The organism is Enterobacter sp. RHBSTW-00318, assembly GCF_014101375.1.
Classification (GTDB): domain Bacteria; phylum Pseudomonadota; class Gammaproteobacteria; order Enterobacterales; family Enterobacteriaceae; genus Enterobacter; species Enterobacter ludwigii.
This window is the reverse complement of sequence record NZ_JABXQH010000001.1, coordinates 1-23,545: the sequence shown is the minus strand read 5'-3', so window position 1 is coordinate 23,545 and position 23,545 is coordinate 1. Positions and strand designations below refer to the sequence as shown.

At 51.0% G+C, this 23,545-nt stretch carries 25 protein-coding genes and 3 pseudogenes; 14 read left to right on the top strand and 14 right to left on the bottom strand.

Annotated elements, in window-relative coordinates; all coding sequences use genetic code 11:
- Window positions 1-4 precede the first annotated feature (4 nt).
- The 11 genes from HV157_RS00140 to HV157_RS00090 all read left to right on the top strand — a co-directional run bounded on the left by HV157_RS00140 (window position 5) and on the right by HV157_RS00090 (window position 4,683).
- Entirely contained in the window at window positions 5-1,171 is a 1,167-nt protein-coding gene (locus tag HV157_RS00140; RefSeq protein WP_182378376.1) for an AAA family ATPase, read from the top strand.
- A 2-nt stretch (window positions 1,172-1,173) separates the two neighbouring features.
- The gene (locus HV157_RS00135) at window positions 1,174-1,443 is read left to right on the top strand and encodes a hypothetical protein (protein WP_032636371.1); all 270 of its coding nucleotides are present in this window, start codon (window positions 1,174-1,176) and stop codon (window positions 1,441-1,443) included.
- A gap of 17 nt (window positions 1,444-1,460) precedes the next feature.
- A complete protein-coding gene (locus tag HV157_RS00130) occupies window positions 1,461-2,072 on the top strand; it encodes a DUF3164 family protein (protein ID WP_032636370.1) in 612 nt (203 codons plus the stop codon).
- A gap of 78 nt (window positions 2,073-2,150) precedes the next feature.
- Window positions 2,151-2,339, top strand: coding sequence for a hypothetical protein (locus HV157_RS00125; RefSeq protein ID WP_032636369.1), 189 nt, complete (start codon window positions 2,151-2,153; stop codon window positions 2,337-2,339).
- Window positions 2,336-2,632: a hypothetical protein gene (locus tag HV157_RS00120; RefSeq protein WP_182378373.1), complete on the top strand. Its 297-nt coding sequence runs from the start codon at window positions 2,336-2,338 to the stop codon at window positions 2,630-2,632. The genes HV157_RS00125 and HV157_RS00120 overlap by 4 nt, the downstream gene beginning before the upstream one ends.
- A complete protein-coding gene (locus tag HV157_RS00115; protein WP_032636366.1) occupies window positions 2,619-3,098 on the top strand; it encodes a hypothetical protein in 480 nt (159 codons plus the stop codon). The genes HV157_RS00120 and HV157_RS00115 overlap by 14 nt, the downstream gene beginning before the upstream one ends.
- Complete coding sequence (locus tag HV157_RS00110; protein ID WP_032636365.1) at window positions 3,095-3,325, top strand: hypothetical protein; 231 nt, start codon at window positions 3,095-3,097, stop codon at window positions 3,323-3,325. The genes HV157_RS00115 and HV157_RS00110 overlap by 4 nt, the downstream gene beginning before the upstream one ends.
- The gene (locus HV157_RS00105) at window positions 3,315-3,530 is read left to right on the top strand and encodes a hypothetical protein (RefSeq protein WP_072001271.1); all 216 of its coding nucleotides are present in this window, start codon (window positions 3,315-3,317) and stop codon (window positions 3,528-3,530) included. Before HV157_RS00110 ends, HV157_RS00105 begins: the two co-directional genes overlap by 11 nt.
- Entirely contained in the window at window positions 3,520-3,948 is a 429-nt protein-coding gene (locus tag HV157_RS00100; RefSeq protein ID WP_249421980.1) for a regulatory protein GemA, read from the top strand. The genes HV157_RS00105 and HV157_RS00100 overlap by 11 nt, the downstream gene beginning before the upstream one ends.
- Complete coding sequence (locus HV157_RS00095) at window positions 3,945-4,334, top strand: Mor transcription activator family protein (RefSeq protein ID WP_020803523.1); 390 nt, start codon at window positions 3,945-3,947, stop codon at window positions 4,332-4,334. Before HV157_RS00100 ends, HV157_RS00095 begins: the two co-directional genes overlap by 4 nt.
- A 19-nt stretch (window positions 4,335-4,353) precedes the next feature.
- A complete protein-coding gene (locus tag HV157_RS00090) occupies window positions 4,354-4,683 on the top strand; it encodes a phage protein Gp27 family protein (protein WP_023304082.1) in 330 nt (109 codons plus the stop codon).
- Between the two features lie 140 nt (window positions 4,684-4,823).
- Here HV157_RS00090 and pcoE read toward each other — a convergent pair.
- The 7 genes and pseudogenes from pcoE to pcoA all read right to left on the bottom strand — a co-directional run.
- A pseudogene (gene pcoE / locus HV157_RS00085) lies at window positions 4,824-4,946 on the bottom strand (copper resistance system metallochaperone PcoE); the annotation flags it as partial.
- A gap of 217 nt (window positions 4,947-5,163) precedes the next feature.
- Window positions 5,164-6,564: a copper resistance membrane spanning protein PcoS gene (gene pcoS, locus HV157_RS00080; protein ID WP_001211180.1), complete on the bottom strand. Its 1,401-nt coding sequence runs from the start codon at window positions 6,562-6,564 to the stop codon at window positions 5,164-5,166.
- Window positions 6,561-7,241, bottom strand: a complete 681-nt coding sequence (pcoR, locus tag HV157_RS00075) for a copper response regulator transcription factor PcoR (protein WP_001188930.1) — start codon at window positions 7,239-7,241, stop codon at window positions 6,561-6,563. The genes pcoS and pcoR overlap by 4 nt, the downstream gene beginning before the upstream one ends.
- A 54-nt stretch (window positions 7,242-7,295) precedes the next feature.
- Entirely contained in the window at window positions 7,296-8,174 is an 879-nt protein-coding gene (gene pcoD, locus HV157_RS00070) for a copper resistance inner membrane protein PcoD (RefSeq protein ID WP_229692861.1), read from the bottom strand.
- 55 nt (window positions 8,175-8,229) lie between these two features.
- Window positions 8,230-8,610 carry a copper resistance system metallochaperone PcoC gene (pcoC, locus tag HV157_RS00065; RefSeq protein WP_000025662.1) on the bottom strand — a complete coding sequence of 127 codons (381 nt, stop codon included), beginning with the start codon at window positions 8,608-8,610 and terminating at the stop codon, window positions 8,230-8,232.
- Window positions 8,611-8,649: 39 nt separating this feature from the next.
- Window positions 8,650-9,540 carry a copper resistance outer membrane transporter PcoB gene (gene pcoB, locus HV157_RS00060; RefSeq protein ID WP_001378118.1) on the bottom strand — a complete coding sequence of 297 codons (891 nt, stop codon included), beginning with the start codon at window positions 9,538-9,540 and terminating at the stop codon, window positions 8,650-8,652.
- Window positions 9,541-9,545: 5 nt separating this feature from the next.
- Complete coding sequence (gene pcoA / locus HV157_RS00055) at window positions 9,546-11,363, bottom strand: multicopper oxidase PcoA (RefSeq protein WP_000925243.1); 1,818 nt, start codon at window positions 11,361-11,363, stop codon at window positions 9,546-9,548.
- Between the two features lie 234 nt (window positions 11,364-11,597).
- On the opposite strand from pcoA, the gene HV157_RS00050 reads away from it, so the two are divergent.
- Complete coding sequence (locus HV157_RS00050) at window positions 11,598-12,047, top strand: hypothetical protein (protein ID WP_001023231.1); 450 nt, start codon at window positions 11,598-11,600, stop codon at window positions 12,045-12,047.
- Between the two features lie 288 nt (window positions 12,048-12,335).
- Window positions 12,336-13,073, top strand: coding sequence for a peptidoglycan DD-metalloendopeptidase family protein (locus tag HV157_RS00045; RefSeq protein ID WP_000287502.1), 738 nt, complete (start codon window positions 12,336-12,338; stop codon window positions 13,071-13,073).
- Window positions 13,074-13,106: 33 nt separating this feature from the next.
- On the opposite strand, the gene HV157_RS00040 is transcribed toward HV157_RS00045, so the two are convergent.
- From HV157_RS00040 to silC, 7 genes and pseudogenes are all read right to left on the bottom strand, one after another.
- Window positions 13,107-13,304, bottom strand: coding sequence for a DUF2933 domain-containing protein (locus HV157_RS00040; protein WP_000843494.1), 198 nt, complete (start codon window positions 13,302-13,304; stop codon window positions 13,107-13,109).
- Window positions 13,305-13,344: 40 nt separating this feature from the next.
- Window positions 13,345-15,819, bottom strand: coding sequence for an Ag(+)-translocating P-type ATPase SilP (gene silP, locus HV157_RS00035; RefSeq protein ID WP_182268701.1), 2,475 nt, complete (start codon window positions 15,817-15,819; stop codon window positions 13,345-13,347).
- Window positions 15,820-15,916: 97 nt separating this feature from the next.
- A complete protein-coding gene (locus HV157_RS00030; RefSeq protein WP_001549797.1) occupies window positions 15,917-16,357 on the bottom strand; it encodes a DUF411 domain-containing protein in 441 nt (146 codons plus the stop codon).
- A gap of 85 nt (window positions 16,358-16,442) precedes the next feature.
- Window positions 16,443-19,589 carry a Cu(+)/Ag(+) efflux RND transporter permease subunit SilA gene (gene silA / locus HV157_RS00025; protein ID WP_032231520.1) on the bottom strand — a complete coding sequence of 1,049 codons (3,147 nt, stop codon included), beginning with the start codon at window positions 19,587-19,589 and terminating at the stop codon, window positions 16,443-16,445.
- A gap of 10 nt (window positions 19,590-19,599) precedes the next feature.
- Window positions 19,600-20,547 (bottom strand): annotated as a pseudogene (gene silB, locus HV157_RS00020) (Cu(+)/Ag(+) efflux RND transporter periplasmic adaptor subunit SilB); the annotation flags it as partial.
- A gap of 148 nt (window positions 20,548-20,695) precedes the next feature.
- The gene (locus HV157_RS00015) at window positions 20,696-21,676 is read right to left on the bottom strand and encodes an IS5-like element IS5 family transposase (RefSeq protein ID WP_000019402.1); all 981 of its coding nucleotides are present in this window, start codon (window positions 21,674-21,676) and stop codon (window positions 20,696-20,698) included.
- A 70-nt stretch (window positions 21,677-21,746) separates the two neighbouring features.
- Window positions 21,747-22,697: pseudogene (gene silC / locus HV157_RS00010) on the bottom strand (Cu(+)/Ag(+) efflux RND transporter outer membrane channel SilC); the annotation flags it as partial.
- 189 nt (window positions 22,698-22,886) lie between these two features.
- On the opposite strand from silC, the gene silR reads away from it, so the two are divergent.
- Window positions 22,887-23,545 (top strand): copper/silver response regulator transcription factor SilR (silR, locus tag HV157_RS00005; RefSeq protein WP_182269181.1); only part of this gene is annotated, 659 nt, incomplete at its 3' end.

The window sequence follows — 23,545 nt, the reverse complement described above, 5'->3', positions numbered from 1 at the left end:
AGGCATGCTGGTACTGAAGCAACAACTGAAAGAGGCCCGCATCCCGCAGGCGGTGGTGGCAAGAGCCGTCGCCGTTTCCGAGGCCACGCTGGCCCAGATTGTGAACCATAACGAGTGGCCCCGCACCAGCCCCGAAGAGGTACGCCAGCGTCTGGCGTTGTATCTGGAAAGTAAGGGGATTGATACAGCGAAGAGTTTTGATGCTGCACAGGGCGCAGCCACGCCCCGTACAGCGGGTACTACCGATAAAACCAACCTCAGTGAGGAAGAGAACATGTTACTCAAAAAGCAGGTGTTATTTCCAGCAACTAAAAAAGCGTTTGGCCTATTCCGTGACCCGTTTGCCGATGATGCCATGCAGGGCGCAGAGGATGTGTTCACCACGCCCGATATCCGCTATGTGCGTGAAGCGCTTTACCAGACCGCCCGCCACGGTGGCTTTATGGCGGTTATCGGTGAGTCCGGCGCGGGTAAATCCACGCTACGCCGCGACCTGATTGAACGCATCAACCGTGAGAATGCGCCAGTGGTGGTCATTGAACCCTACATCATCGCCATGGAAGACAACGACGTGAAAGGGAAGACCCTGAAGGCGGCAGCTATCGCCGAGGCCATCGTCAGCACCATCGCGCCGCTGGAGAATATCAAACGCAGTCAGGACGCCCGCTTTCGTCAGTTGCACCGCGTACTGAAAGACAGCTGCTCAGCGGGTTTCAGCCACGTTCTGGTGATTGAGGAAGCCCACAGCCTACCGATCCCAACTTTAAAGCATCTCAAACGTTTCTTTGAGCTGGAGTCCGGGTTTAAACGGTTGCTGTCCATCGTGCTGATTGGCCAGCCGGAGCTGGCAGACAAACTTTCTGAACGCAACATGGAGGTACGTGAAGTCGTACAGCGCTGCGAGGTGGTTGAACTGTTGCCACTGGACAACAGCCTCGAAGAGTTTCTGGCGTTCAAGCTGCAACGCGCCGGTAAGCAGCTGGCCGATGTTATGGACGCCAGCGCGGTGGACGCCATTCGTGCCCGCCTGAGCAATCTGGGCCGCAACCGTAAAAGCATGGTCAGCCTGCTGTATCCGCTGGCCGTCAGTAACCTGGTGATAGCCGCCATGAATCTGGCTGCTGAAATCGGGGTTCCACAGGTTAACGCCGACGTCGTCAAAGGGGTTTAACAATGAAATGTATTACCGATATCAACCAGCAGTTGCACCATTTGCAGTCTGCCATTGCCGCGCTGAACGCCATGAACAGCACCGTTCAGAGCGTCATGATTGTAGGCAGCAAGCCGGTCATCCGCATCGCCAGAAACGGTCACTGTGCCCGCCTGCTTGCACAAGGGAAAGCAAGTTATATCCATGTTGGCCATGACGGTTCAGGCCGCTTTCGTCAGGGCGTCTTTGAGTTGCATGGCTGCCGGATTACCTGGTCAGAATCATTACATTAACCACAAGGTGAACAAAAATGAGCGAAATAAACAAAGACGAATATATGAAAGACCGCAAAGGCCGTCTGGTGCCGGTTGCGCAGGTGTCCGATTACGATCTGGCGATGGATTCCTTTGTCAAAGAGCAGGTCGCGGCAGCTAAGGTCAAAAGTGCTGACCTCAGCGACTTCAAGCAGCGTGCTTTTGATGAGTGCTATGCCTGGCTTGACCTCGTGGCCGAGAAGTACGGCAGAACACGTGGCGGGGTTAAGGGTAACGTAACATTCAGCAGCTTTGACGGCAGTGAACAAATCACTATCCGTGTGCAGGAAACCCTGACTTTCGGGCCTGAGCTGCAGATCGCCAAAGACCTGATTGACGAGTGCGTTACCGAGTGGTCTGAAGGCGCGAACGCCAACCTGCGGGCCATCATTGGTGACGCCTTCCAGGTTGACAAAGAGGGCCAGCTTAATACCGGGCGTATTCTTTCCCTGCGCCGGGTCAAAATTCAGGACGAACGCTGGAACCGGGCGATGGAGGCGATATCGGAATCACTGCAGGTAGCCATGTCCAAAACCTATATTAATTTCCGGGAGAAAGACAAACACGGGAAGCTAATTAATATCCCGTTAGATATCGCTGCCATTTAATTTTAATTCAATTTCTTTTTATTTCGGCGTCAGCGTCGTGGGTTTCTGCACGCCGAAAACAGCTTTAAGGAATTAAACATGTCCATCAAATGTACCAACTGCCAGAAAGGTATTACCACCATGAAGTTCAGCGAGGCCAGCGTCATTACCTCCGGTAAATACCGTGTCCCTGCGGTTCTCGTCACGCTGGTATGCCCTCACTGCAGCCAGCATTACTACGTGGAAGTCCCTGCCATGGAGTTCATCCCCTGCGAGGCGAAAAAATGAAAGGCATGAAATTATATAACCGCTCCACTATTTATAGCCTGGCCCTGAAAACCTTCGGCCCTGAAGCACAGGCGCTGAAGTTGATGGAAGAAGCCGCCGAACTGGCCGCTGCTGCCGCCCGCAACATGAATGGGCTGGGCAGTGAAGTTGACCTGGCTGGCGAACTGGCCGACGTTGAAATCATGATTGAACAGTTCCGCCTCAACGGGATGGGCCTGATGATTGACTATCATAAGCAGCAAAAGCTGGAACGCCTCGCCAAACGTCTGGGGGTGACTTATGCCACAGAATAATAAGCTAACTGAAGAACGTCTGCTCTTTATCTATCAAAGCCTGAAGCGCTGGGCCGATCATGATGCCGTATTAAACAGCTATATCAGCGGTCAAAAGATAGACCCAATATTTCATGACTGCGTTGTAGCACTGGCTGAGTTGTTAGATCACCGCAAATCAGGTACGTCTGAACCTGTTTCATTCGATGCGCTCAACGCAGCAGTAGCAGAGGTTACTGGCGGCAACCAGCACGCCTGGAATGGTAATATTTACAAGGGCCATCAGGAAGTTCCATTTATCAATTACAACTCACTATCGCGCATTGTTGAGAAATTCAGGGCTGCACAGCCACCAGTGCCGGAAGAGATTATGCCAGACCACGATAACACCTATGACTATGTAAACGGCTGGAACAACTGTCGTGCTGCAATGCTTCGTCACCAGCCAGTGAACGAACAGGAACAGTGGAAGCTGGGGGCTAAATGATGAAGTTCTTACGCAAGAAGAAAGCATCAAAACCATGCCGTACTACTGCTAAATATCTTTTTGCTCGCGCCTTTTTTAAGAACGTAAGGCCTGGGATTCAAATTGGTGTTATTGCAGGACGCGAGCAAGTTAAAAATTACATGTCAGGTGCATGGTGGAATAACAACCCGATTATTACGGCCCGTAATATTCATATCAACTGGGGCGGGATTCATTATGATCGCTGAAACTATTGTTTGTGCCCTGTTCTGGTATGGTTTTGTGGGCTGGTGTACTGCTGAATTGCACCGGCGCTCTGGGTTTTATTCACGTTACACCGGAGCCAGTCATTGGATCAGTTGGGCCGTTATGTTCCTGTGCTGGCCTGTAGCGCTTCCTTTATATGTCGATTATATCGGTGGCGCAGGTAGAAGGAGCGGCGATGATGACTAAACAGCGTCTTATTCAACTCATCCATATTGCCCGCAGCGACCTCCAGATGGATGAGGATACCTACCGCCAGATGCTACAGGGGCTGACCGGCAAAGCCTCAACCAAAGGGATGGATACCCCACAGCTAAACCGCGTGCTGGAATCCATGAAAAATAAAGGCTTTCGCATTAAGCCTGCCGGGAAAGCCAAGTCCGGCTTACCGCTGGATAGTCATCCGCAGTCAAAGAAAATCCGTGCGCTATGGCTTGAAATGGCTGCCGCAGGCATCGTCCGAGACAGTTCAGAGCAGGCGCTGGCGCTGTGGGTTAAACGGGAAACAGGCATCAGCGCGTTACGCTGGCTCAGCAATGAGCAGGCAAGTAGCGTGATTGAGAAACTGAAGAAGTGGCAGCGCAGAGCTGCGGGAGTGAAGCAATGAGCGACCTGAATCAGTTTCGTAGTAAAGGGCCGGAACTGTTGGTAGAACTGGCACAGCATACCTCTGAGACCGTCCGCGAGATTATTGATATCGAACCCGCAGTTGCCGACCAGATTGGTCAGGCCGTCGCGAACCGCATGATGCAGGTCTGGGGTGGGCAAAACGTCTATTTTCCGATGGGCATGGTCTGGAAGGTCAGTCAGCGCGACCGGGAAATCTTCCTGGAGTTTGACGGACGCAACCATCACGAACTGGCCCGCAAATTCGGTGTTTCACTACAGTGGGTTTACAGCGTGGTGAAGCGGGTCAGAAAAGAAGAATTGGATCGGATGCAGGGCAAACTGTTTGATGGTGACTCTGATTCAGAGAAGGTGGAAAATAGCTAAGCTATTTATAGGAGGACAGATGGCCAGACCAAGCAATATTGATAAACTGCCAGAGGATGTTCGTGCCGAGCTTCATAGCGAATTATCGCGCACAAACTTCACCGGTTATGAATGGCTCTCGCTCTGGTTAGCCGATAAAGGTTACAGCGTATCGAAGTCAGCCATTCAGCGTTATGCTGTCGCGAATAAAAATGAAATTCTGGGCCTACAGCAAGAGAGTCGATTCCATCAGGCACAGCTTCGACTTAATGCGCTTGGTGTAGCGGCAACAATTTCACCAGGAAAAGACCTTGGAAGTTTGAAGAATGATGCAGATGCACTACTAAAATGGGCGTTGTTTGGTTACTGAATGAGTGGGGGGCATCGTCCCCCTTAATTTTCATATACTGTAAATGAATTACATAACCTTTTGTTTGTCTCTTCCCATCACGTACCATAAAGTCCCATTTATCTTACGGTACCCCCTATATTTATCTCACGTCTAATCAACTGCATCTGGTGGGCAGGTGCCTGTGCATTATTTACCTGGTCATGCATGTTCATTGTCTCTGCAGCCATGGCAGATGAAGCGGCAGCCATAATGGCAACAAATGATACGAGAATCTTTTTCATGGTTGGGTCTCCGGTGTTTACATACCCAAACAATCAATGGCTTATAACAGAGAAAGCAGTTGATCTCAGGGCGGGTTAATCATCACTCCAGGAACCAGGTGATTGTGTTATCACGCTGCTCCTGATTTATGAATAATTATAAAAAACCGCCTCTGTTTATCGCGTGACTGAATGATGACAATTTTGTCACCTTCCAGGTTTCTCCTGAACAACGGGATTAATCCATTAACAGGCGCACTTTGAACACAATTTCACGCCCCTGCTGTTCTGCTGACAGCTCGCCGCCGTGAGCATGAATGATCGACCTTGTAATTGATAATCCCAGCCCCGCGCCTTCCGTGTTGTAGAACCTTGATGAGTCTGCGCGATAGAACCGGTCAAACAAACGTTCCAGATTAGCGGGAACCTGGCCGGACATCGTATTCGTAATCATCACGTTCACACAGTCACTGTCACGCTCAAGGTGTATCGCTGTACAGGTGTTATCGGGAGAATACTTGATTGCATTGGAAAGCAGGTTACTGAAAGCACGTCGGAGCATATCGCTGTCTCCGGCAACAACGCCCTCTCCTTCAACCGTGATTGTCTTTCCTGTTTCGTCTGCCAGGGGCTCGAACAACTCACGTAATTCATTCAGTTCGGCTGCCAGATCCACATCATGTTTATCCAGCCGCAGCAGACCATGCTCTGAACGTGCCAGAAAAAGCATGTCACTGGTCATTCGTGACAACCTTTTCAGTTCTTCCAGGTTAGCGAATAAAATTTCGCGGTAATGCGAAACATCCCTTTCCTTAGCCAGTGCAAACTGCGTCTGCATCATCAGATTACTGACTGGTGTGCGCAGCTCATGCGCGATGTCAGACGAGAAATCTGACAGTTTCCGGAATGCCCCCTCCAGGCGATCAAACATATTATTGAACTCCTGCATGGTCTCAGAGATTTCCGGCGGAGCCAGATCGGGATTTAGACGCTGATCCAGGCTGTGTACGGTCATGGAGGAAGCCAGACTGGTCATTTCCCGTAGCGGTTTCAGACCAATACGTGTGGTCAGCCAGCCCAGAAAAACAGAAATAAAGACCAGACCGATATTGAACCAGAACAGCCAGGTACTGAGTTTGTCCATAAACAGGGTGTGATACCCAGTATCCGTGGCAACCGTAATGATGACATGTTTGCTTTTACCCTGTTCCGGCGTCACGGCAACCCGCCGCGAGATACTGCGGTACACGGTGTTATTTTCTTCCGTCTGGATCATATAGTCGAGAATATCACCCGACTTATTAAGCAGGACCGCTGGAACAACAGAATTTTTGGCATAGAGTTCAACAATTTTTTCATTTTCCATGTTTTTTATAGAAATGAATAAGCCATTGTGCCCCACCATCGCATCGTTTATTTTTTCTGATAATGACTTAATATCCGTTTTGTTCCTGAACGTCTCTGTTTTAAGAAACTCTTCGGTGAGCTGAAGTTTACCTGTCAGAAAATCGCGGTCCTGATTATCGAAATAGCCATTAAGGGTGCTAATCAGGATAAAACTTGATAACCACCATACCGTAAGCATCACCGCAGAAAAAATCAGGCTCAGGCGTGTGGTCAGGGAAATTTTGAACCTCACTCTTCTCTGATCTCCAGGACATATCCGGCACCGCGAACGGTATGGATCAGTTTTGGCTCAAAGTCATCATCAATTTTACTTCTCAGACGTCTCACGGCGACATCAATCACATTCGTATCACTGTCAAAATTCATGTTCCAGACCAGGGACGAGATAAGACTCCTGGGTAACACTTCTCCGGTGCGTTGCAGCAGCAACTCAAGCAGAACGTATTCTTTACCGGTGAGATGGATCTTCTTCCCCGAACGGATCACGGTCCGGCGCACCATATCAACGGTCATATCGGCGATGGTGCAGACTGTTGCGGCCTGCGAGCGTGCCCGGCGCAGTAGGGTTCTTACACGTGCAACCAGCTCCGTAAAATCAAAGGGCTTAATCAGGTAGTCATCTGCGCCAAGCTCCAGTCCTTTCACTTTGTCCCGCACGTTGTCCTTTGCGGTTAAAAACAGGACCGGTTCTTCGTGCCCGGACTCCCTCAGTGCGCTGATGATTTGCCACCCGTCGAGGAAAGGCAGCATCACGTCCAGTATTATCAAATCATACTGTCCCTTCGACGCGGCCCCGAGACCATCGCGGCCATTATTAAAGAGATCGGCCTGATAGCCTTCCTCAACCAGTCCCTGCTGCAGGTAACGACCTGTTTTTTGTTCGTCTTCAACGATTAAAATACGCTGCATGGTCAACTCGCTGATATGAAAGTAAAAATCTCACGCATGAGCTTTGGCTGTCCCCTAGCTGACCTGAGACGGAGCAAGCATTCCGAGCCACGCTACGGCGCCCAGAATGATAATCGCAACAACGAATTCTGTCAGGATGCTGTTTCGCATCAGGGCAACGCTGCGATCATAATTCCCTTCCCTGACCATAACTTCAAGCCGGGGACCCAGGTGAAACCGGTTTGCTGCAGCCAGAAGAAGCATCAGAACAAACAGAGCCGTCTTGGCAAGCAATATCCTCCCCCAGGAACTGTTGAATAAGGGAGTTAAGTTACCCTCAGCAATATACAGATAGTTGACCAGCGCACTCAGGATCAGGGCTACAACAATCACCGTTCCTGCCGTGGCAAATTTTGCCAGGGAGTCAGATATCACAATGACGCTCTGTGCATTATGCTCGTTTCTGCGCATCAGCAGGATAGCAAATGCAACCAGAGCACCTGTCCAGGCACCTGCAGCGCCGAGATGGGTCAGATCGCTCAGTAAATGGAGATAGTAATGCAGACCGTCATGCATAACGGCGTGTCCTCCCCAGGCAAGTGTAGCCAGCGCCACGCCCCCACTCATCGTCATCAGCAGGCAGGACAATACTCTCTTATTAGTGTAAAGGAACAAAGCACCGAGTGTGGTAAACAGGGCACAGAGCCTGACAATCCAGCTAATACCCACATCAGTTTCTTCTATCACCATCTCGATAACATGGATGGATAATTCTCTGAGGTCAGTTACTCCACTCATGGCATTAGATACCAGGAGCATATTAATGCCAGTAAGAATGATGCCTGTAACAACAGCAAAGGTTATAAACGACCTGAAATTAGTCAGGTTATAGGTTTCATGTCTGACACCGCTTATTCCATATATCTGAAAAAATGGCAATCCAAATATTACCATCAAATCCAGATAAAGAAGAAAACGAATAACAATCATAATCAGGTCGTTCATAATATTACTTCACTGTAAAGGTGTAATTACCGGTAATAGGGTGCGTATCTGAAGAAACCGCGCGCCAGTCAACACGATAAGTGCCAGCGGGTAAAGGCTCTCGCGGAATAATGACCATCGATTTAGGGTCAGCGCCTGGCGCCACTTTTGCCGCGACCGGCATCGGAGAATGTGATGACATGCCTTTCATACCCGTCATCGTTAATTTTGCACCTGAGAATTTCACGGTCAGATTTTCCGAGAAATTAAGCTGAATCTTTTCCGGGGCCGCTACGGCTGAATCAGCCTGTGGCACAGAGCTTTTTAATTCCGGATGGGCCATAGCAGAGAAAGCAACGCCCATAACGAGGCCACCTGTAAGAATGGCTTTATTTAAAATCGACATTTTATTTACCTGTTTAGTTGAGTGTTTTATATCAGTGCGTTAAAACCAGATTCTGGCTCCCGCCAGGAATACTACCTGATGGTCTTTCTCACCTTCTCTTTTCGCCATATCGGATGTTTTCCCGTAAAGTTGATTCCAGGAAACGCCTATATAGGGTGCAAACTCACGGCGTATTTCATAGCGCAGCCGGAGCCCCAGCTCTGTGTCAGTCAGTCCCCTGCCGCGACCCCGCGATTCATCATCCTGACTGTAGAAATTCACCTCATAGGATGGCTGGAGTATGAGCCGGTTAGTCAGTAAAACGTCGTATTCTCCTCCCAGACGAAGGGCTGCTTTTCCGCCATTACTGACAAAACCCGTAATTTCAGACTCAAAATTATAGAGTGCCAGCCCCTGAAAACCGACAGCAGCCCAGGTCCGGGCAGAAGCAGGTCTGAAATCCTGCCTGACACCCGCAACCAAATCCCACCATGGGCCAACCGCATGTCCCCAGAGTAACTGCGCTTCAGCCGCCTCCGTTTCCCCATTGCTTCGTTCACCTTCACTCTTTAGCCAAATCCGATCTGTGTCGCCTCCAATCCAGCTGTTAACACTCCAGCTGAAATTGTTGGTGTTATCCGACCGTTGCCATTCCAGTTGATCCAGCAGAACCAGATAATTAATCGCACTGTCGTGAATCGCATGCCCCTGTAAATTGCCGAATGCAGCCTTCCGGTCGGCATCGGTAACAGGCGGAATTGGCGTTCTGCTCTCAGTTACAATGGGCTCCATTGACGTCATCTCAGTGAAATTCTCATCTGCTGGCATCTGCATGGCAGACATGTCGTGCCCGGCGTGGGGATCTGCAGAGACGGAGCCCGCCGCAATAGAAAGCTGTGAGGTAAACAAACCGGCGACCAGAACAGGTATGGCCTTCAAATTTCTCTTCATTCGCATCATTCCTCCACCCGGACTTCACGAAACATTCCCATTTCCATGTGATAGAGCAAATGGCAGTGATACGCCCAGCGGCCAAGCGCATCTGCTGTCACTCTGTAACTGCGTTTTGTACCAGGGGGAACATCTATTGTGTGTTTACGAACCATGAAATTACCGTTTTCATCTTCCAGATCGCTCCACATACCATGCAGGTGAATGGGGTGAGTCATCATGGTATCGTTGATCAGCGTGATCCTGAGCCGCTCACCGTATTTCAGCAGCACCGGTGCGGCATCTGAAAACTTGATTCCGTTAAATGACCAGGCAAACTTTTCCATGTGGCCGGTTAAATGCAGTTCTATGGTACGGCCAGGTTCACGTCCGTCAGGATCCTCAAAGCGGCTTTTCAAATCCGCGTACGTGAGAACCTTTCTTCCGTTATTTCGAAGACCAATACCCGGATCATTTAATTTCGGAGAGACGCTCATCGCCTGCATATCAACCAGTGGGTTATCCGTTTCTGACGCAGGATGACTTTGCATACCCGGCATTCCGGCCATCCGGGAATGATCCATACCGGCCATGCTGCTGTGATCCATGGGCGCGGAGGATGTCCCGCTATCCGGAAGGTCAGCACCGTCCATAGACATCATCTCTCCGCTGTTATCCATGCCTCCCATCTGGCTGTGGTCCATTCTTGCCATATCATGTCCCATTCCCCCCATACCCATATCTTCCATGGTCAACAGAGGACGGGGATCGAGGGGGGGAACGGCAGCACTTAACCCCTCTCTCGTGGCCAGTGTCCCTCGAGCGTAACCGGTCCTGTCCATGGATTGTGCGAAGATGGTATAGGCCTCACCCTGAGGCTCCACAATGACATCATAGGTTTCGGCAACGGCAATCCTGAATTCGTCAACGGTAACCGGGTTTACATACTGGCCATCTGCAGCCACGACCGTCATTTTCAGCCCGGGGATACGGATATCGAAATAGGTCATTGCCGAGCCGTTGATAAACCGTAAGCGTATCTTTTCACCGGGACGGAACAGTCCGGTCCAGTTTTTCAGCGGGGCCTGCCCGTTCATGAGATAGGTGTAGGTGTAGCCACTGACATCCGCGAGGTCAGTCGGATTCATTTTCATTTCAGCCCACATTTTCCGATCGGCAATGGTGGCTGACAGCCCCCTGGTATTCACGTCGCGGAAAAAAGAGCCAACGGTTGGTTTATTGAAATTGTAGTAATCCGACTGTTTTTTTAATTTTTTCAGCAGGCTGTGAGGATTTTCATCGGTCCAGTCAGACAACATGACCACATGCTCACGATCGTAAGCAAACGGTTCTGGCTCCCTGGCATCGATGATAATGGCACCGTATACCCCCTCCTGTTCCTGCAGACCGGAATGGCTGTGGTACCAGTAAGTCCCGTTCTGCTTAACCTTAAAGGTGTAAACGTAGGTATCATCAGGCTCTATGCCCATAAAACTCAGCCCCGGAACACCATCCATATTGGCCGGAAGAATAATGCCGTGCCAGTGAATGGACGTCTGTTCATTAAGACGGTTTTTGACCTTCAGGGTAATGGTGTCACCTTCTTTCCAGCGAAGAACGGGCCCCGGCAGGCCTCCATTGATTGTTTTGGCCTGACGCTCACTGCCCGTGATATTGACGGCCGTTTCACCAATGGTCAGGTCAAACTGAGTACCCTGCAGGGATGCGGCAACTGGCAGGCTCAGACTGGAACGCGCATTGAAACTCCATACGCCAAGACTTCCGGCTACGCCAGAGAGGGTTAACCCCTTCAGGAAAGTTCGTCGAGACGTTTTCAACAGCATGCGCATTCCCTTATTTAAAGTATGGTTACTGACAGAATTCGAGAACCGATTTAAATTAAATTACTGGTTCATCCACTTACAATGAAATGAATCTAGCACACCTTAAGAAACAAATTCATTACAATCGTGTAATGTACATAGCTGTATTACATTTACGTCATCTTCCCCACAGGTTGATTATTTTTATATATGATCATAAGGACATCTTTTATGTACCTCAGAAGGTAATTACACATGAATATATTAATCACGGCCACTGCGTTTACAGCTTTATTTTGTGGGGCAGCTTTTGCTCAGTCCAGTGATATTGCCCATGAAGCACATCGATTTGTTAATAATGCCTCAGCCGTCAGTCATGTGAATTCCTCGACGCATGAAAACTTACCGGACAGGGTTAATAAAAACAACACGCCCTCATTCTCTGAAATGAATGAACATGAAAGGGCCATTGTTGCTCATTCATTTATGAACAACAGCGCGTCCTATGCACATCAGAAAATGATTGAGGAACATAAAAAAATGCTGTCCGACAGTGGTGCAAATTCAAAGACCTCCTCTTCTTCTTTTAACGAACTGAATGCCGGAGAGAAAGCCGCCCTCGTGCATGAGCAGGTCAATAATGCCGGTGCGGAAGCTCATCAGACACAGGCAAGAAAGCTTCGCGGCCTGTATTCCTCCAGGTAACTGCAGGCGGGTTAGTGCTTAGCGTCAGGTGCGCAGCAGGGCTTTACTGACGGGTTACGTAGCAGGACATGAGCCCCATATTGCTCTGCCGTAACCTGTTTCAGTCCCGTTAATCATCACCGTCGGGCTGGTCATACAGTTCCCAGAGCTTCAGGAGCAAACGGGAAACAAGATATGTTACAAAAATGACGACCATCAACGGTGCTCCCGATTAACTGACAGATGACACGCCTCCTGAAAACCCCTAGCATACGCCGCAGTGTTCATGCTAACGGCGAATTCCAGTAAATGTATTCTACCGATGTCGTAAAAGAAAATGCCTACCTTTCAGCCACCCGCTCGGGGCTGGAATCGAACGAGATCGCTACTCTTCAGCGCTCCTTGCCTTCCCGGTTTAATCTGCGGCATTTGAAAAAAAATGAATCATTAAAACTCGTACTGCAAAAGAAAGCGGGAAAATCACGTGTCGTGGCCTATAAATTTACGTCCGGTTCATTTAATTACACGGCGTATCGTATATCAGATAAAAAGTTCTATAACCTTTCCGATACTTCCGGGAAAGGCAGTCTCGATTATCCGTTACCGGCCACAGCAAGACTCAGTTCGCCTTTCAATCCTGCAAGACTTAACCCGGTATCGGGAAAAGTGAGTCCCCATAATGGCATTGATTATTCCATGCCCATGAACACGAAAATAGTCAGCGTCATCGACGGAAAAATCACCCGGGCCGAATACAACAGTACCATGGGATATTTTGTTGAAGTAACGGGAAAAGCCGGTGTTAAAACTCGCTATCTCCACCTCAATAAAATACTCGTTACTAAAGGGGCCAGGGTTACACGGGGAGGTGCTATTGCGTTATCCGGTAACAGCGGACGTTCATCCGGTCCTCATCTGCATTACGAGCTGGTCATCAATAACAACCCTGTTAACTCTCTGGCGTTCCGGGCAGCGGCACCCGCTGATAACAAACTCGAACAGCATGCCTTTGCGCATGTCAGAGACTACGAACGATACCTGGACTGATAACGGGACCGCGACGCGGCCCCGTCTGCCGGATTAATTTTTTTTATCGTTTTCACTTCCGTGATGTTGATGATCTCCATGCCCTCCGTGGCCGTGGAAAAGATGCATTAGCGGGCAGACCAGCAATAACAGATATGGCCAGTAACCTGCCACATGTGACCAGTGTTCGCGCAGGAGGGCAAATGCCGCGATCGCGGCGACAGCAATAAGCGCATAGGTGGTACTTTTCATACTGGACTCCTTCTGTTCGTAACTGACCCTTCACTCAGTGTTATTTCCCGAGCCTGACACTTTTCAGACGCAACGCATTCACAATGACGCTGACGGAGGAAAGAGCCATGGCCGCCGCCGCAATAACTGGCGACAGCAGTATTCCATACACAGGATAAAGCAGACCTGCAGCCACAGGCACGCCAAGTGCGTTGTAGATAAATGCAAAAAACAGATTCTGTCGGATATTTTTCATGGTGATCTCTGACAGATGACGGGCCCTGTTCAGTATCATCAAGTCGCCTTTGAGAAGGGTGACTCCGGCACTTTCAATTGCCACATCTGTACCCGTTCCCATAGCTATGCCCACGTCAGCCGCTGCCAGCGCCGGGGCATCATTTACACCGTCCCCCGCCATCGCAACCACATGACCAGACGCTTTCAGTCGGGTTATCACTGCTTTTTTGCCGTCAGGCAGAACCCCGGCTTCAACCTCATCTATTCCCAGTTTCCGTGCGACTGCTTCAGCAGTAAGCTGGTTATCCCCGGTGAGCATAACAATGCGGATCCCCGCCTGACGCAAAGCTTTAAGCGCATCCGGCGTGGTTGCTTTCACGGGATCCGAGATAGCTATCAGGCCTGCAAGGTACCCATCTGTGGCCACATAGATAACGGTAGCGCCTTCCATCCGCAACGTATCCGCAACGGCCTTTTGATTATCAATAACGATACTGTTTTCCTGCATAGCCAGTTCATTACCAATAACAACCCGTTGACCTTCAACATCGCCTGAAACACCTTTCCCCGACGGAGCATTGAAATCACTGACTGCGGGTATCATGATCCCCCTGTGCTGGGCTGCCCGGACTACAGCCATACCCAGCGGATGCTGCGAGCCTTTTTCCACTGCGGCCGCTACACGTAAAAGAGATGCTTCCCCACCCGGATTGAGACTGATAATCCCTGTCACCGTAGGCGAACCTTCCGTGAGCGTGCCTGTTTTGTCGACAACCAGCGTGTCCACTTTTTCAAGACGTTCAAGGGCTTCGGCATTCCTGATTAACACCCCGGCCTGGGCTCCTTTGCCTACCCCCACCATTATCGACATCGGTGTGGCCAGCCCCAGTGCGCAGGGGCAGGCAATAATCAGGACCGACACAGCCGCAATCAGACCGTGCGCCATCCTGGGCTCGGGCCCCCAGACAGACCAGATCACGAAAGCAACAACCGCGATAAGTATCACCAGAGGAACAAACCAGCCTGAAACGCTGTCTGCCATTCTCTGGATGGGGGCACGCGAACGCTGTGCATCAGCGACCATCTGAACAATTCGTGAGAGCATCGTTTCATCACCGACTTTCTCTGCTCGGATGATAAGACTACCTGTCTGATTAATCGTCCCCCCAATGACAGGTTCACCCTCTTTTTTGGTAACCGGCATAGACTCCCCGGTCACCATCGATTCATCAACAGTTGTTTTGCCTTCGACCACGATACCGTCGACCGGAATACTCTCTCCAGGTCTGATGCGGAGCTTATCGCCAGGCAGGACATCTTCTGCATTAATATCCGTTTCATGACCGTCATGATCCAGCCGCCTGGCTGTTTTGGGGGCAAGGTTCAGAAGCGCAGTAATGGCACCTGAGGTTTGTTCCCGTGCCCGCAGTTCAAGAACCTGTCCCAGCAGAACAAGCACCGTAATTACTGCTGCGGCTTCAAAATAAACGGCCACCAGGCCATCCATGTTTCTGAACGATGCAGGAAACCAGGAAGGGAAGACGGTTGCAATGACGCTGTAAACCCAGGCTGCGCCGGTCCCCATTGCAACAAGGGTAAACATATTCAGGGAGCGGTTACGCAACGACATTCCGGCCCGGGCGAAGAATGGCCAGCCACAGTACAACACGACTGGAGAGGCCAGAAGCAGCTGCAGCCATGTGTTGTATTGTGGCGGTACTGTATTCCTCAAGGCGGGAAACAGATGAGATCCCATTTCGAGTATCAGAACCGGAAACGCCAGCAACAACCCCAGCCAGAAGCGTCTTGTCATGTCGCGAAGTTCATCACTCGGCCCCGTCGATGCCGTGGCTACGAGCGGTTCCAGTGCCATTCCACAGACAGGACAGCTTCCGGGACCACTGCGGCGTATCTCCGGGTGCATCGGACATGTCCACACACCTTCAGAAATATCTTTCTCCGCCTGATGGTGAGGCTGTTTTATCTGGTCTGGGCTGACTTCGTGGTGATCGTGGTGGTGGTGGGAATGTTCACTGGCATCTTCGGTAAGATAACGGTCGGGATGGGCTGTAAATTTACTCTCACAGCTGGCAGAGCAGAAATAAAGCTGATGGTCCTGGTATCGAATGCTGCTGTGCGCCTTGTCGGGCAGGAATGCCATCCCGCACACGGGATCTCTCACCTTATGCAATACGTGGCTCTCGTCCGGGGATAATGTCTGTTCAGAAGCAGTCTGGTTGTTGTGTTGCACTACATTGTCATTTTTCACAGTAACTCTCCTTATGCATGCCTGAAGCATTTTCTGTCTTCAGGGTATGTCATGGATGCGATTACCACGAATGTCGCCGGCACAGGAGTGCCTGCTGCCGGCGTCCCGTTATCAGCCGTTCCGCTGACTATTCGATTCGCTGGAAGACTTTTTTACTGCCCTCCGGAGAGAATGAAATAACATCGTAAGCCTCTTTACGGGCCCCCATCTCCATTCCCGGGCTCCCCGCAGGCATGCCCGGGGTGGCAAGACCATAAATCCCTGAACCAGACAGCATTGCCTTATGTATCGTGGCTGCAGGCACATGGCCTTCAATGATCAAATTACCAGTAACTGCGGTATGACAGCTTCTCAGCTCAGCAGGAACAGCATATTTTTCTTTCAGGGCTGACAGGGCCTGATCATTCATGACGTGGGTCCGCACCTCAAACCCGTCCTTTTCCATCGCCTTGCCCCACAGGGAACAGCAACCACAGTTTTCAGACTTGTACATGTCTATTACTTTTTCACCTGCCATTGCAGGAAGTGAAAGGCCAAAAGCCAGGGTCATTAAAATTATTTTTTTCATACTCACCTCTGTATGTTATCGATATAAACCCTGACGTCAGGGTGAATTTATGCAAAAGGACACCCGCAGGGGTGCCCTTTCAGGGTTATGACACGCTCTTTTTATGTCTGCGCAGCCAGATGAGTTTATAGGCGGCAGGAATAATGAACAGGGACAGCAGCGGAGCTGTGATCATCCCGCCAATCATGGGGGCCGCGATACGGCTCATGACTTCTGAACCTGCGCCGGTACCCCAGAGTATCGGCAGCAGACCCGCGATGATCACCGCCACGGTCATGGCTTTCGGCCGGACACGCAGCACGGCACCATGATAAAGGGCTTCATCAAGACCTTCCGGTGTGAACGTTTCTTTGTTTGACAGTTCCGGATGCGCTTCAATGGCATGACGCAGATACATCAGCATGACCACGCCAAACTCTGCTGCCACACCGGCCAGGGCGATAAACCCGGTTCCGGTTGCGACTGACATATGGAAGCCCTGCCAGTACAGGAACCATATCCCGCCAACCAGGGCGAACGGCAGACTCATCAGGATCAACAACGCTTCATCAACCCGGCGGAACGCCAGATACAACAGGATGAAAATGATCATCACCGTCATCGGCACCATCAATTTAAGTTTCTTGTTGGCGTGCTCAAGCAGTTCAAATTGTCCGGAGAATGACACGCTGGTACCCGGTCTAAGTTTCACTTTCTGACTGATAGCCGTTTTAATATCATTAACCACCGACACCATATCCCTGCCGCGCGCGTCAATGTAAATCCAGCTGGCTGGACGGGCATTTTCCGTTTTCAGCATAGTCGGCCCTGAAACGACCTTAATATCCGCGACATCGCCCAGCGTGATCTGCTGCTTCATCGGGGTCAGGATCGGCATCTGTTTCAATGCATTTGGACTGTTCCGATAATCCTGTGGATAGCGAATATTAATCGGGTAGCGGGCCACGCCTTCAACCGTTTCCCCTACCGTTGCGCCGCCGATGGCTGATGAGACAAACAGCTGTACATCACCAACAGTCATACCGTAACGGGACGCTTTTTCCCGGTTGATATCGATATCGATGTAACGCCCGCCTTCAAGTCGCTCAGCCAGGGCAGACACCACGCCCGGCACGGTTTTGGCTACCGCCTCGATACTCTGCGCAGTCGCATCAATATCGGCCAGGACAGTCCCTGAGACCTTGATACCTATCGGGCTTTTGATCCCGGTTGAGAGCATATCAATACGGTTACGGATAGGCGGAACCCAGAGGTTTGCCAGACCCGGTAAACGGACGGTCTTGTCGAGTTCTTCAATAATCTTGTCAATCGTCATACCCGGACGCCACTGATCCTCAGGTTTGAGCTGGATCGTGGTTTCCACCATTTCAAGCGGTGCGGAATCCGTTGCGGTCTCTGCTTTACCGGTCTTGCCAAATACAGAGGCCACTTCAGGAACGCTTTTGATTAACTTGTCCGTCGTCTGCAGGAGTGCTGCAGCTTCTGCCGGAGAGACGCCAGGCAATGTTGATGGCATATACAGCAGGTCGCCCTCATTGATCTTCGGCAGAAACTCCCCCCCCACCTGACTCAATGGCCATATAACGGTGAAAATGGACAAGGCCGCAACCAGCAGGGTTGTTTTTGGCCAATGGAGGACCCGCAGCAGCAATGGATGATACGCTTTGATCAGCACCCGGTTCAGGGGGTTACTGGTCTCGGCAGGAATTTTTCCCCGGATCCAGAATCCCATCAAGATCGGAATGACAATGATGGCCAGCGCGGCCGCTCCCGCCATGGAGTACGTTTTCGTGAATGCCAGCGGGCCAAACAGACGTCCTTCCTGACCTTCCAGGGTAAAGATAGGAATAAAGGACAGGGTGATGATCAGCAGGCTGATAAACAGTGCGGGTCCCACTTCCACGGAGGCGTCGGTAATCACCTTCCAGCGGGTGGCGTTGTCAATCTGCTCACCCGGATGCTGATGATCCCACTCCTCAAGCCGTTTATGCGCATTCTCAATCATCACAATGGCGGCATCCACCATCGCACCGACGGCAATAGCTATCCCTCCCAGCGACATGATATTGGCGTTTAGTCCCTGGAAGTGCATGACGATAAAGGCGATACACAGGCCAAGCGGCAGAGAGATAATCGCCACCAGGGCAGAACGTACGTGCCACAGGAACAGGGCACAGACGATGGCCACCACGAAAAACTCTTCCAGAAGTTTGGAACTGAGGTTATCAATCGCCCGGTCGATCAACTGGCTGCGATCGTAGGTGGTCACGATTTCAACGCCTTCCGGCAGGCTGGCCTTCAGCGTCTCCAGTTTATCCCTCACTGCCGTGATAACGTCGCGCGCATTTTTACCCGACCGCAGGATCACCACGCCGCCAGCGACTTCTCCCTGGCCGTTCAGCTCGGCAATACCACGCCTCATTTCGGGCCCGGTCTGCACGCGGGCAACATCCCGCAGATAAACCGGCACGCCGTTCTCACCTGTTTTCAGGACGATGTTATTAAAATCATCAATGCTCTGAAGATAACCGCTGGCACGGACCATATACTCCGCTTCGGCCATTTCAACGGATGAACCACCGGCCTCCTGGTTAGACGATTCAAGAGCCTGTTTCACTTCGGGCAGGCTGATCCCATACTGGGACAGTTTTACCGGATTGACCTGAATCTGGTACTGCTTCACCACGCCACCAACCGAGGCTACCTCAGCCACGTTCGGGATGGTCTTCAGTTCAAATTTCAGAAACCAGTCCTGCAAAGAACGCAGTTCTGAAAGGTCGTGTTTTCCGCTGCGATCGACCAGGGCATATTCAAATATCCAGCCCACTCCCGTGGCGTCCGGACCGATTTCAGAGCTCACACCCGCAGGCAGTTTGCCCTGAACCTGATTCAGGTATTCCAGCACGCGCGAACGGGCCCAGTACAGATCGGTCCCGTCTTCAAAAATGACATACACATACGAATCACCGAACTGTGAAAAGCCACGCACGGTTTTTGCGCCAGGTACGGACAGCATGGTGGTGGTAAGCGGATAGGTGACCTGGTTTTCTACAATCTGCGGAGCCTGTCCGGGATAGCTGGTTTTAATAATGACCTGCACATCTGACAGGTCAGGCAGCGCATCGACCGGCGTGTTAATTATCGTCCATGTGCCCCAGATGCTGAGAAACAGTGCGCCCATCATGACCAGGAAACGGTTGGCGACAGAGCGCCGGATAATCCATTCAATCATCGTCGTCTCCTCAGTGCCCTGAATGCATATTTACAGGCTGCTCAGACATTGCTGGCATACTGTTTTCTGTTTTTTCAGGGTGGCGCATACGTTCCAGCGCGCCCGTAATATTGGCTTCGGAGTCAATGAGGAACAGGCCACTGACCACCACGGTATCGCCTTCATTAAGACCGGAGCCAATGCCGGACTGTTGCTGTGATTCATGCAGAACGTGGATCTGTTTCGGCACAAACTTGCCTTCATCATCAACAGTAATCACGCGCTGTTCTTTGCCGGTATCGATAACGGCCTGGCTTGGTATCAGCAGCATCTCCTGACTTTGGGTATTCAGTTTGAGATAGGCATTCATGCCCGGCTTGAGAAACTCATCCTTGTTAGTAACCTGGAGGCGGACCTGAAGCGTGCGGGTTGTCTGATCCACGCTGGGAAGAATGTTCCATTTTTCGACATGGAATGTTTTATCCGGATAAGCCGGTACCGAAATTTCAAACTGCGACGTATCTTTCAGCAGATAGGCGATAGATTCTGGCACTGCAGCGCTGATCCAGACCGGGTCCATCCCCTGAATCTGAGCCACCACCTTATCTTTGGAAATATTCATGCCGGTGCGCAGGTCAAATGCAGTAATGACACCATCAATAGGTGCTTTAATGGTAAAACGGGTCTGGATTGTGCGGGTTGAACGCAGCCTTTGAATATCCTCTTCCGGCATACCAGCCAGACGAAGTCGCTCCAGAACCCCTTTTATCTGGGTTGGCGTACCGCCTGTACCGGATAACAGCAGAAACTCACTTTGTGCCTCAACCCATTCAGGAATGGTGATATCGATAAGCGGAGTGCCTTTCTTCACATGATCGCCAATCGTCAGGGGATACACTTTTTCGACGAAACCGTCAGAACGCGCCTGCACAATGACAAACTGATATTCGTTGTAACTGACATTAGCCGGGATTGTCTGAGGGAAGGTGCGAATAAGTGGGGAAATTCTTCTCGGCTGACTCAGTCATTTCATTTCTTCATGTTTGAGCCGATTTTTTCTCCCGTAAATGCCTTGAATCAGCCTATTTAGACCGTTTCTTCGCCATTTAAGGCGTTATCCCCAGTTTTTAGTGAGATCTCTCCCACTGACGTATCATTTGGTCCGCCCGAAACAGGTTGGCCAGCGTGAATAACATCGCCAGTTGGTTATCGTTTTTCAGCAACCCCTTGTATCTGGCTTTCACGAAGCCGAACTGTCGCTTGATGATGCGAAATGGGTGCTCCACCTTGGCCCGGATGCTGGCTTTCATGTATTCGATGTTGATGGCCGTTTTGTTCTTGCGTGGATGCTGTTTCAAGGTTCTTACCTTGCCGGGGCGCTCGGCGATCAGCCAGTCCACATCCACCTCGGCCAGCTCCTCGCGCTGTGGCGCCCCTTGGTAGCCGGCATCGGCTGAGACAAATTGCTCCTCTCCATGCAGCAGATTACCCAGCTGATTGAGGTCATGCTCGTTGGCCGCGGTGGTGACTAGGCTGTGGGTCAGGCCACTCTTGGCATCGACACCAATGTGGGCCTTCATGCCAAAGTGCCACTGATTGCCTTTCTTGGTCTGATGCATCTCCGGATCGCGTTGCTGCTCTTTGTTCTTGGTCGAGCTGGGTGCCTCAATGATGGTGGCATCGACCAAGGTGCCTTGAGTCATCATGACGCCTGCTTCGGCCAGCCAGCGATTGATGGTCTTGAACAATTGGCGGGCCAGTTGATGCTGCTCCAGCAGGTGGCGGAAATTCATGATGGTGGTGCGGTCCGGCAAGGCGCTATCCAGGGATAACCGGGCAAACAGACGCATGGAGGCGATTTCGTACAGAGCATCTTCCATCGCGCCATCGCTCAGGTTGTACCAATGCTGCATGCAGTGAATGCGTAGCATGGTTTCCAGCGGATAAGGTCGCCGGCCATTACCAGCCTTGGGGTAAAACGGCTCGATGACTTCCACCATGTTTTGCCATGGCAGAATCTGCTCCATGCGGGACAAGAAAATCTCTTTTCTGGTCTGACGGCGCTTACTGCTGAATTCACTGTCGGCGAAGGTAAGTTGATGACTCATGATGAACCCTGTTCCATGGCTCCAGATGACAAACATGATCTCATATCAGGGACTTGTTCGCACCTTCCCTAGAGGAGAGACCACTGGTCAGGGTAATGGACGGGAAAAAAGCCGCTCGCGCTGCGCCAATATTGGCATCAGCCGCTTTCAACTGGTATTCCGCTTCCATAATATCCGGACGCTGCAGCAATATTTGTGACGACAGATTTGGTGGCAATTTTACTGGTGCGATCTCCCCACCTTTAATCCCTTTTTCTGACGGAACTGCGCGGTACGTTCCCAGCACCAGTTGCAGGGCATTGTTTGCCTGAGCCAGATCGCCTTCTCGTTTGGCTATTTCGGCGCGGGTACTTTCGATTTGCCCCCTGGCTTGTTCAAGCGCCAGAACGTTCGTACTCCCGGTCACCAGTTGTTGCTCAACGAATGCATAAGACTGTTCATAATTTTTCAGCGTTTCCCGCGCAATACGGAGTTGTTCGTACGCCAGTTGCTGGCTGAAATAGCTCTGTGAAACGTTGGAGACCAGCAGGATGTGTACGGCACGACGGGCTTCTTCGCTGGCAAAGTAGTTCTGGCGATCAGCCTCACTCATGTTCTTAAGTTTGCCAAAAAAATCGAGCTCATAGCTGAGCTCCAGACCCGCGTCGTACTCCTGTGTGGTCGGCTTGTCACCTTTCAGACCACCGTTGTATGTGATCCCGGATGAGGCATTCAGTTGGGGATAACGATCTGCATCCGTGACGTTGAACTGGGCCCGGGCCTCTTCAACCTTCAGGGCAGCCATTCTCAAATCACGGTTATTATTCAGGGCTTCACCGATCAGCCTGCTGACCTGGGGATCGACAAAAAAGTTTCGCCAGCCCGTATCCTGATAGCTGTTTACCGCAGGCGTCAGACTGTTTTTAGACAATGAAAACTGCTGGGGAACCGGAGCTGGCGGACGCTGATATTCAGGTGCCAGAGAAACACAACCAGCCAGGATGAATATGGTACTGATGCTGAGTAATTTTAATTTGAACATAACGCTTCTCGTACAGGCAGACCTGGTAAATGGTTCAAACGAAGTCCAGAGTATTGATAGGGATACTTTACCGAACGCTCTCTGTTTGCCGGGTGACAGGATAATGACAATGTTGTCATTTTTGCTGTAATCCGTTGATAACGATCGTGGGCGCAATAAAATGACATTAGCAGCCAGCCGGGGAGCATGATGAAAATATTAATCGTTGAAGACGAAATTAAAACAGGTGAATATCTCAGCAAGGGGCTGACAGAGGCGGGGTTCGTCGTGGATCACGCTGATAATGGTCTGACCGGATATCATCTTGCCATGACAGCCGAGTATGATTTAGCCATCCTGGATATCATGCTGCCTGATGTAAACGGCTGGGATATCATCCGTATGCTGCGCAGTGCCGGAAAGGGGATGCCGGTATTACTGCTGACGGCCCTTGGCACGATTGAACACAGGGTCAAAGGACTTGAGCTGGGTGCGGACGATTATCTGGTGAAGCCCTTTGCGTTTGCTGAACTGCTCGCCCGGGTAAGAACCCTCCTCAGGCGGGGAAACACGATGATCACGGAAAGCCAGCTTAAAGTGGCTGACCTCTCGGTTGATCTCGTATCCAGAAAAGTCAGCCGCGCCGGGAACCGCATTGTGCTCACCAGTAAAGAGTTCAGCTTGCTGGAATTCTTCATTCGCCATCAGGGAGAAGTTCTTCCCCGCTCCCTGATTGCCTCTCAGGTCTGGGACATGAATTTTGACAGCGACACTAACGCGATTGATGTCGCAGTAAAGCGACTCCGCGCTAAAATAGACAACGATTACGGGACAAAACTGATCCAGACAGTGCGGGGCGTGGGCTACAT

Excerpts from the sequence above, each read along its gene's own strand:
- HV157_RS00140 (WP_182378376.1), top strand. The coding sequence starts at position 5 with ATGCTGGTACTGAAGCAACAACTGAAAGAGGCCCGCATCCCGCAGGCG.
- HV157_RS00135 (WP_032636371.1), top strand. The coding sequence starts at position 1,174 with ATGAAATGTATTACCGATATCAACCAGCAGTTGCACCATTTGCAGTCT.
- HV157_RS00130 (WP_032636370.1), top strand. The coding sequence starts at position 1,461 with ATGAGCGAAATAAACAAAGACGAATATATGAAAGACCGCAAAGGCCGT.
- HV157_RS00125 (WP_032636369.1), top strand. The coding sequence starts at position 2,151 with ATGTCCATCAAATGTACCAACTGCCAGAAAGGTATTACCACCATGAAG.
- HV157_RS00120 (WP_182378373.1), top strand. The coding sequence starts at position 2,336 with ATGAAAGGCATGAAATTATATAACCGCTCCACTATTTATAGCCTGGCC.
- HV157_RS00115 (WP_032636366.1), top strand. The coding sequence starts at position 2,619 with ATGCCACAGAATAATAAGCTAACTGAAGAACGTCTGCTCTTTATCTAT.
- HV157_RS00110 (WP_032636365.1), top strand. The coding sequence starts at position 3,095 with ATGATGAAGTTCTTACGCAAGAAGAAAGCATCAAAACCATGCCGTACT.
- HV157_RS00105 (WP_072001271.1), top strand. The coding sequence starts at position 3,315 with ATGATCGCTGAAACTATTGTTTGTGCCCTGTTCTGGTATGGTTTTGTG.
- HV157_RS00100 (WP_249421980.1), top strand. The coding sequence starts at position 3,520 with ATGATGACTAAACAGCGTCTTATTCAACTCATCCATATTGCCCGCAGC.
- HV157_RS00095 (WP_020803523.1), top strand. The coding sequence starts at position 3,945 with ATGAGCGACCTGAATCAGTTTCGTAGTAAAGGGCCGGAACTGTTGGTA.
- HV157_RS00090 (WP_023304082.1), top strand. The coding sequence starts at position 4,354 with ATGGCCAGACCAAGCAATATTGATAAACTGCCAGAGGATGTTCGTGCC.
- pcoR (WP_001188930.1), bottom strand. The coding sequence starts at position 7,241 with ATGCAGCGTATTTTAATCGTTGAAGACGAACAAAAAACAGGTCGTTAC.
- pcoD (WP_229692861.1), bottom strand. The coding sequence starts at position 8,174 with ATGGTAATATTTGGATTGCCATTTTTTCAGATATATGGAATAAGCGGT.
- pcoC (WP_000025662.1), bottom strand. The coding sequence starts at position 8,610 with ATGTCGATTTTAAATAAAGCCATTCTTACAGGTGGCCTCGTTATGGGC.
- pcoB (WP_001378118.1), bottom strand. The coding sequence starts at position 9,540 with ATGAAGAGAAATTTGAAGGCCATACCTGTTCTGGTCGCCGGTTTGTTT.
- pcoA (WP_000925243.1), bottom strand. The coding sequence starts at position 11,363 with ATGCTGTTGAAAACGTCTCGACGAACTTTCCTGAAGGGGTTAACCCTC.
- HV157_RS00050 (WP_001023231.1), top strand. The coding sequence starts at position 11,598 with ATGAATATATTAATCACGGCCACTGCGTTTACAGCTTTATTTTGTGGG.
- HV157_RS00045 (WP_000287502.1), top strand. The coding sequence starts at position 12,336 with ATGTATTCTACCGATGTCGTAAAAGAAAATGCCTACCTTTCAGCCACC.
- HV157_RS00040 (WP_000843494.1), bottom strand. The coding sequence starts at position 13,304 with ATGAAAAGTACCACCTATGCGCTTATTGCTGTCGCCGCGATCGCGGCA.
- silP (WP_182268701.1), bottom strand. The coding sequence starts at position 15,819 with ATGCTTCAGGCATGCATAAGGAGAGTTACTGTGAAAAATGACAATGTA.
- HV157_RS00030 (WP_001549797.1), bottom strand. The coding sequence starts at position 16,357 with ATGAAAAAAATAATTTTAATGACCCTGGCTTTTGGCCTTTCACTTCCT.
- silA (WP_032231520.1), bottom strand. The coding sequence starts at position 19,589 with ATGATTGAATGGATTATCCGGCGCTCTGTCGCCAACCGTTTCCTGGTC.
- HV157_RS00015 (WP_000019402.1), bottom strand. The coding sequence starts at position 21,676 with ATGAGTCATCAACTTACCTTCGCCGACAGTGAATTCAGCAGTAAGCGC.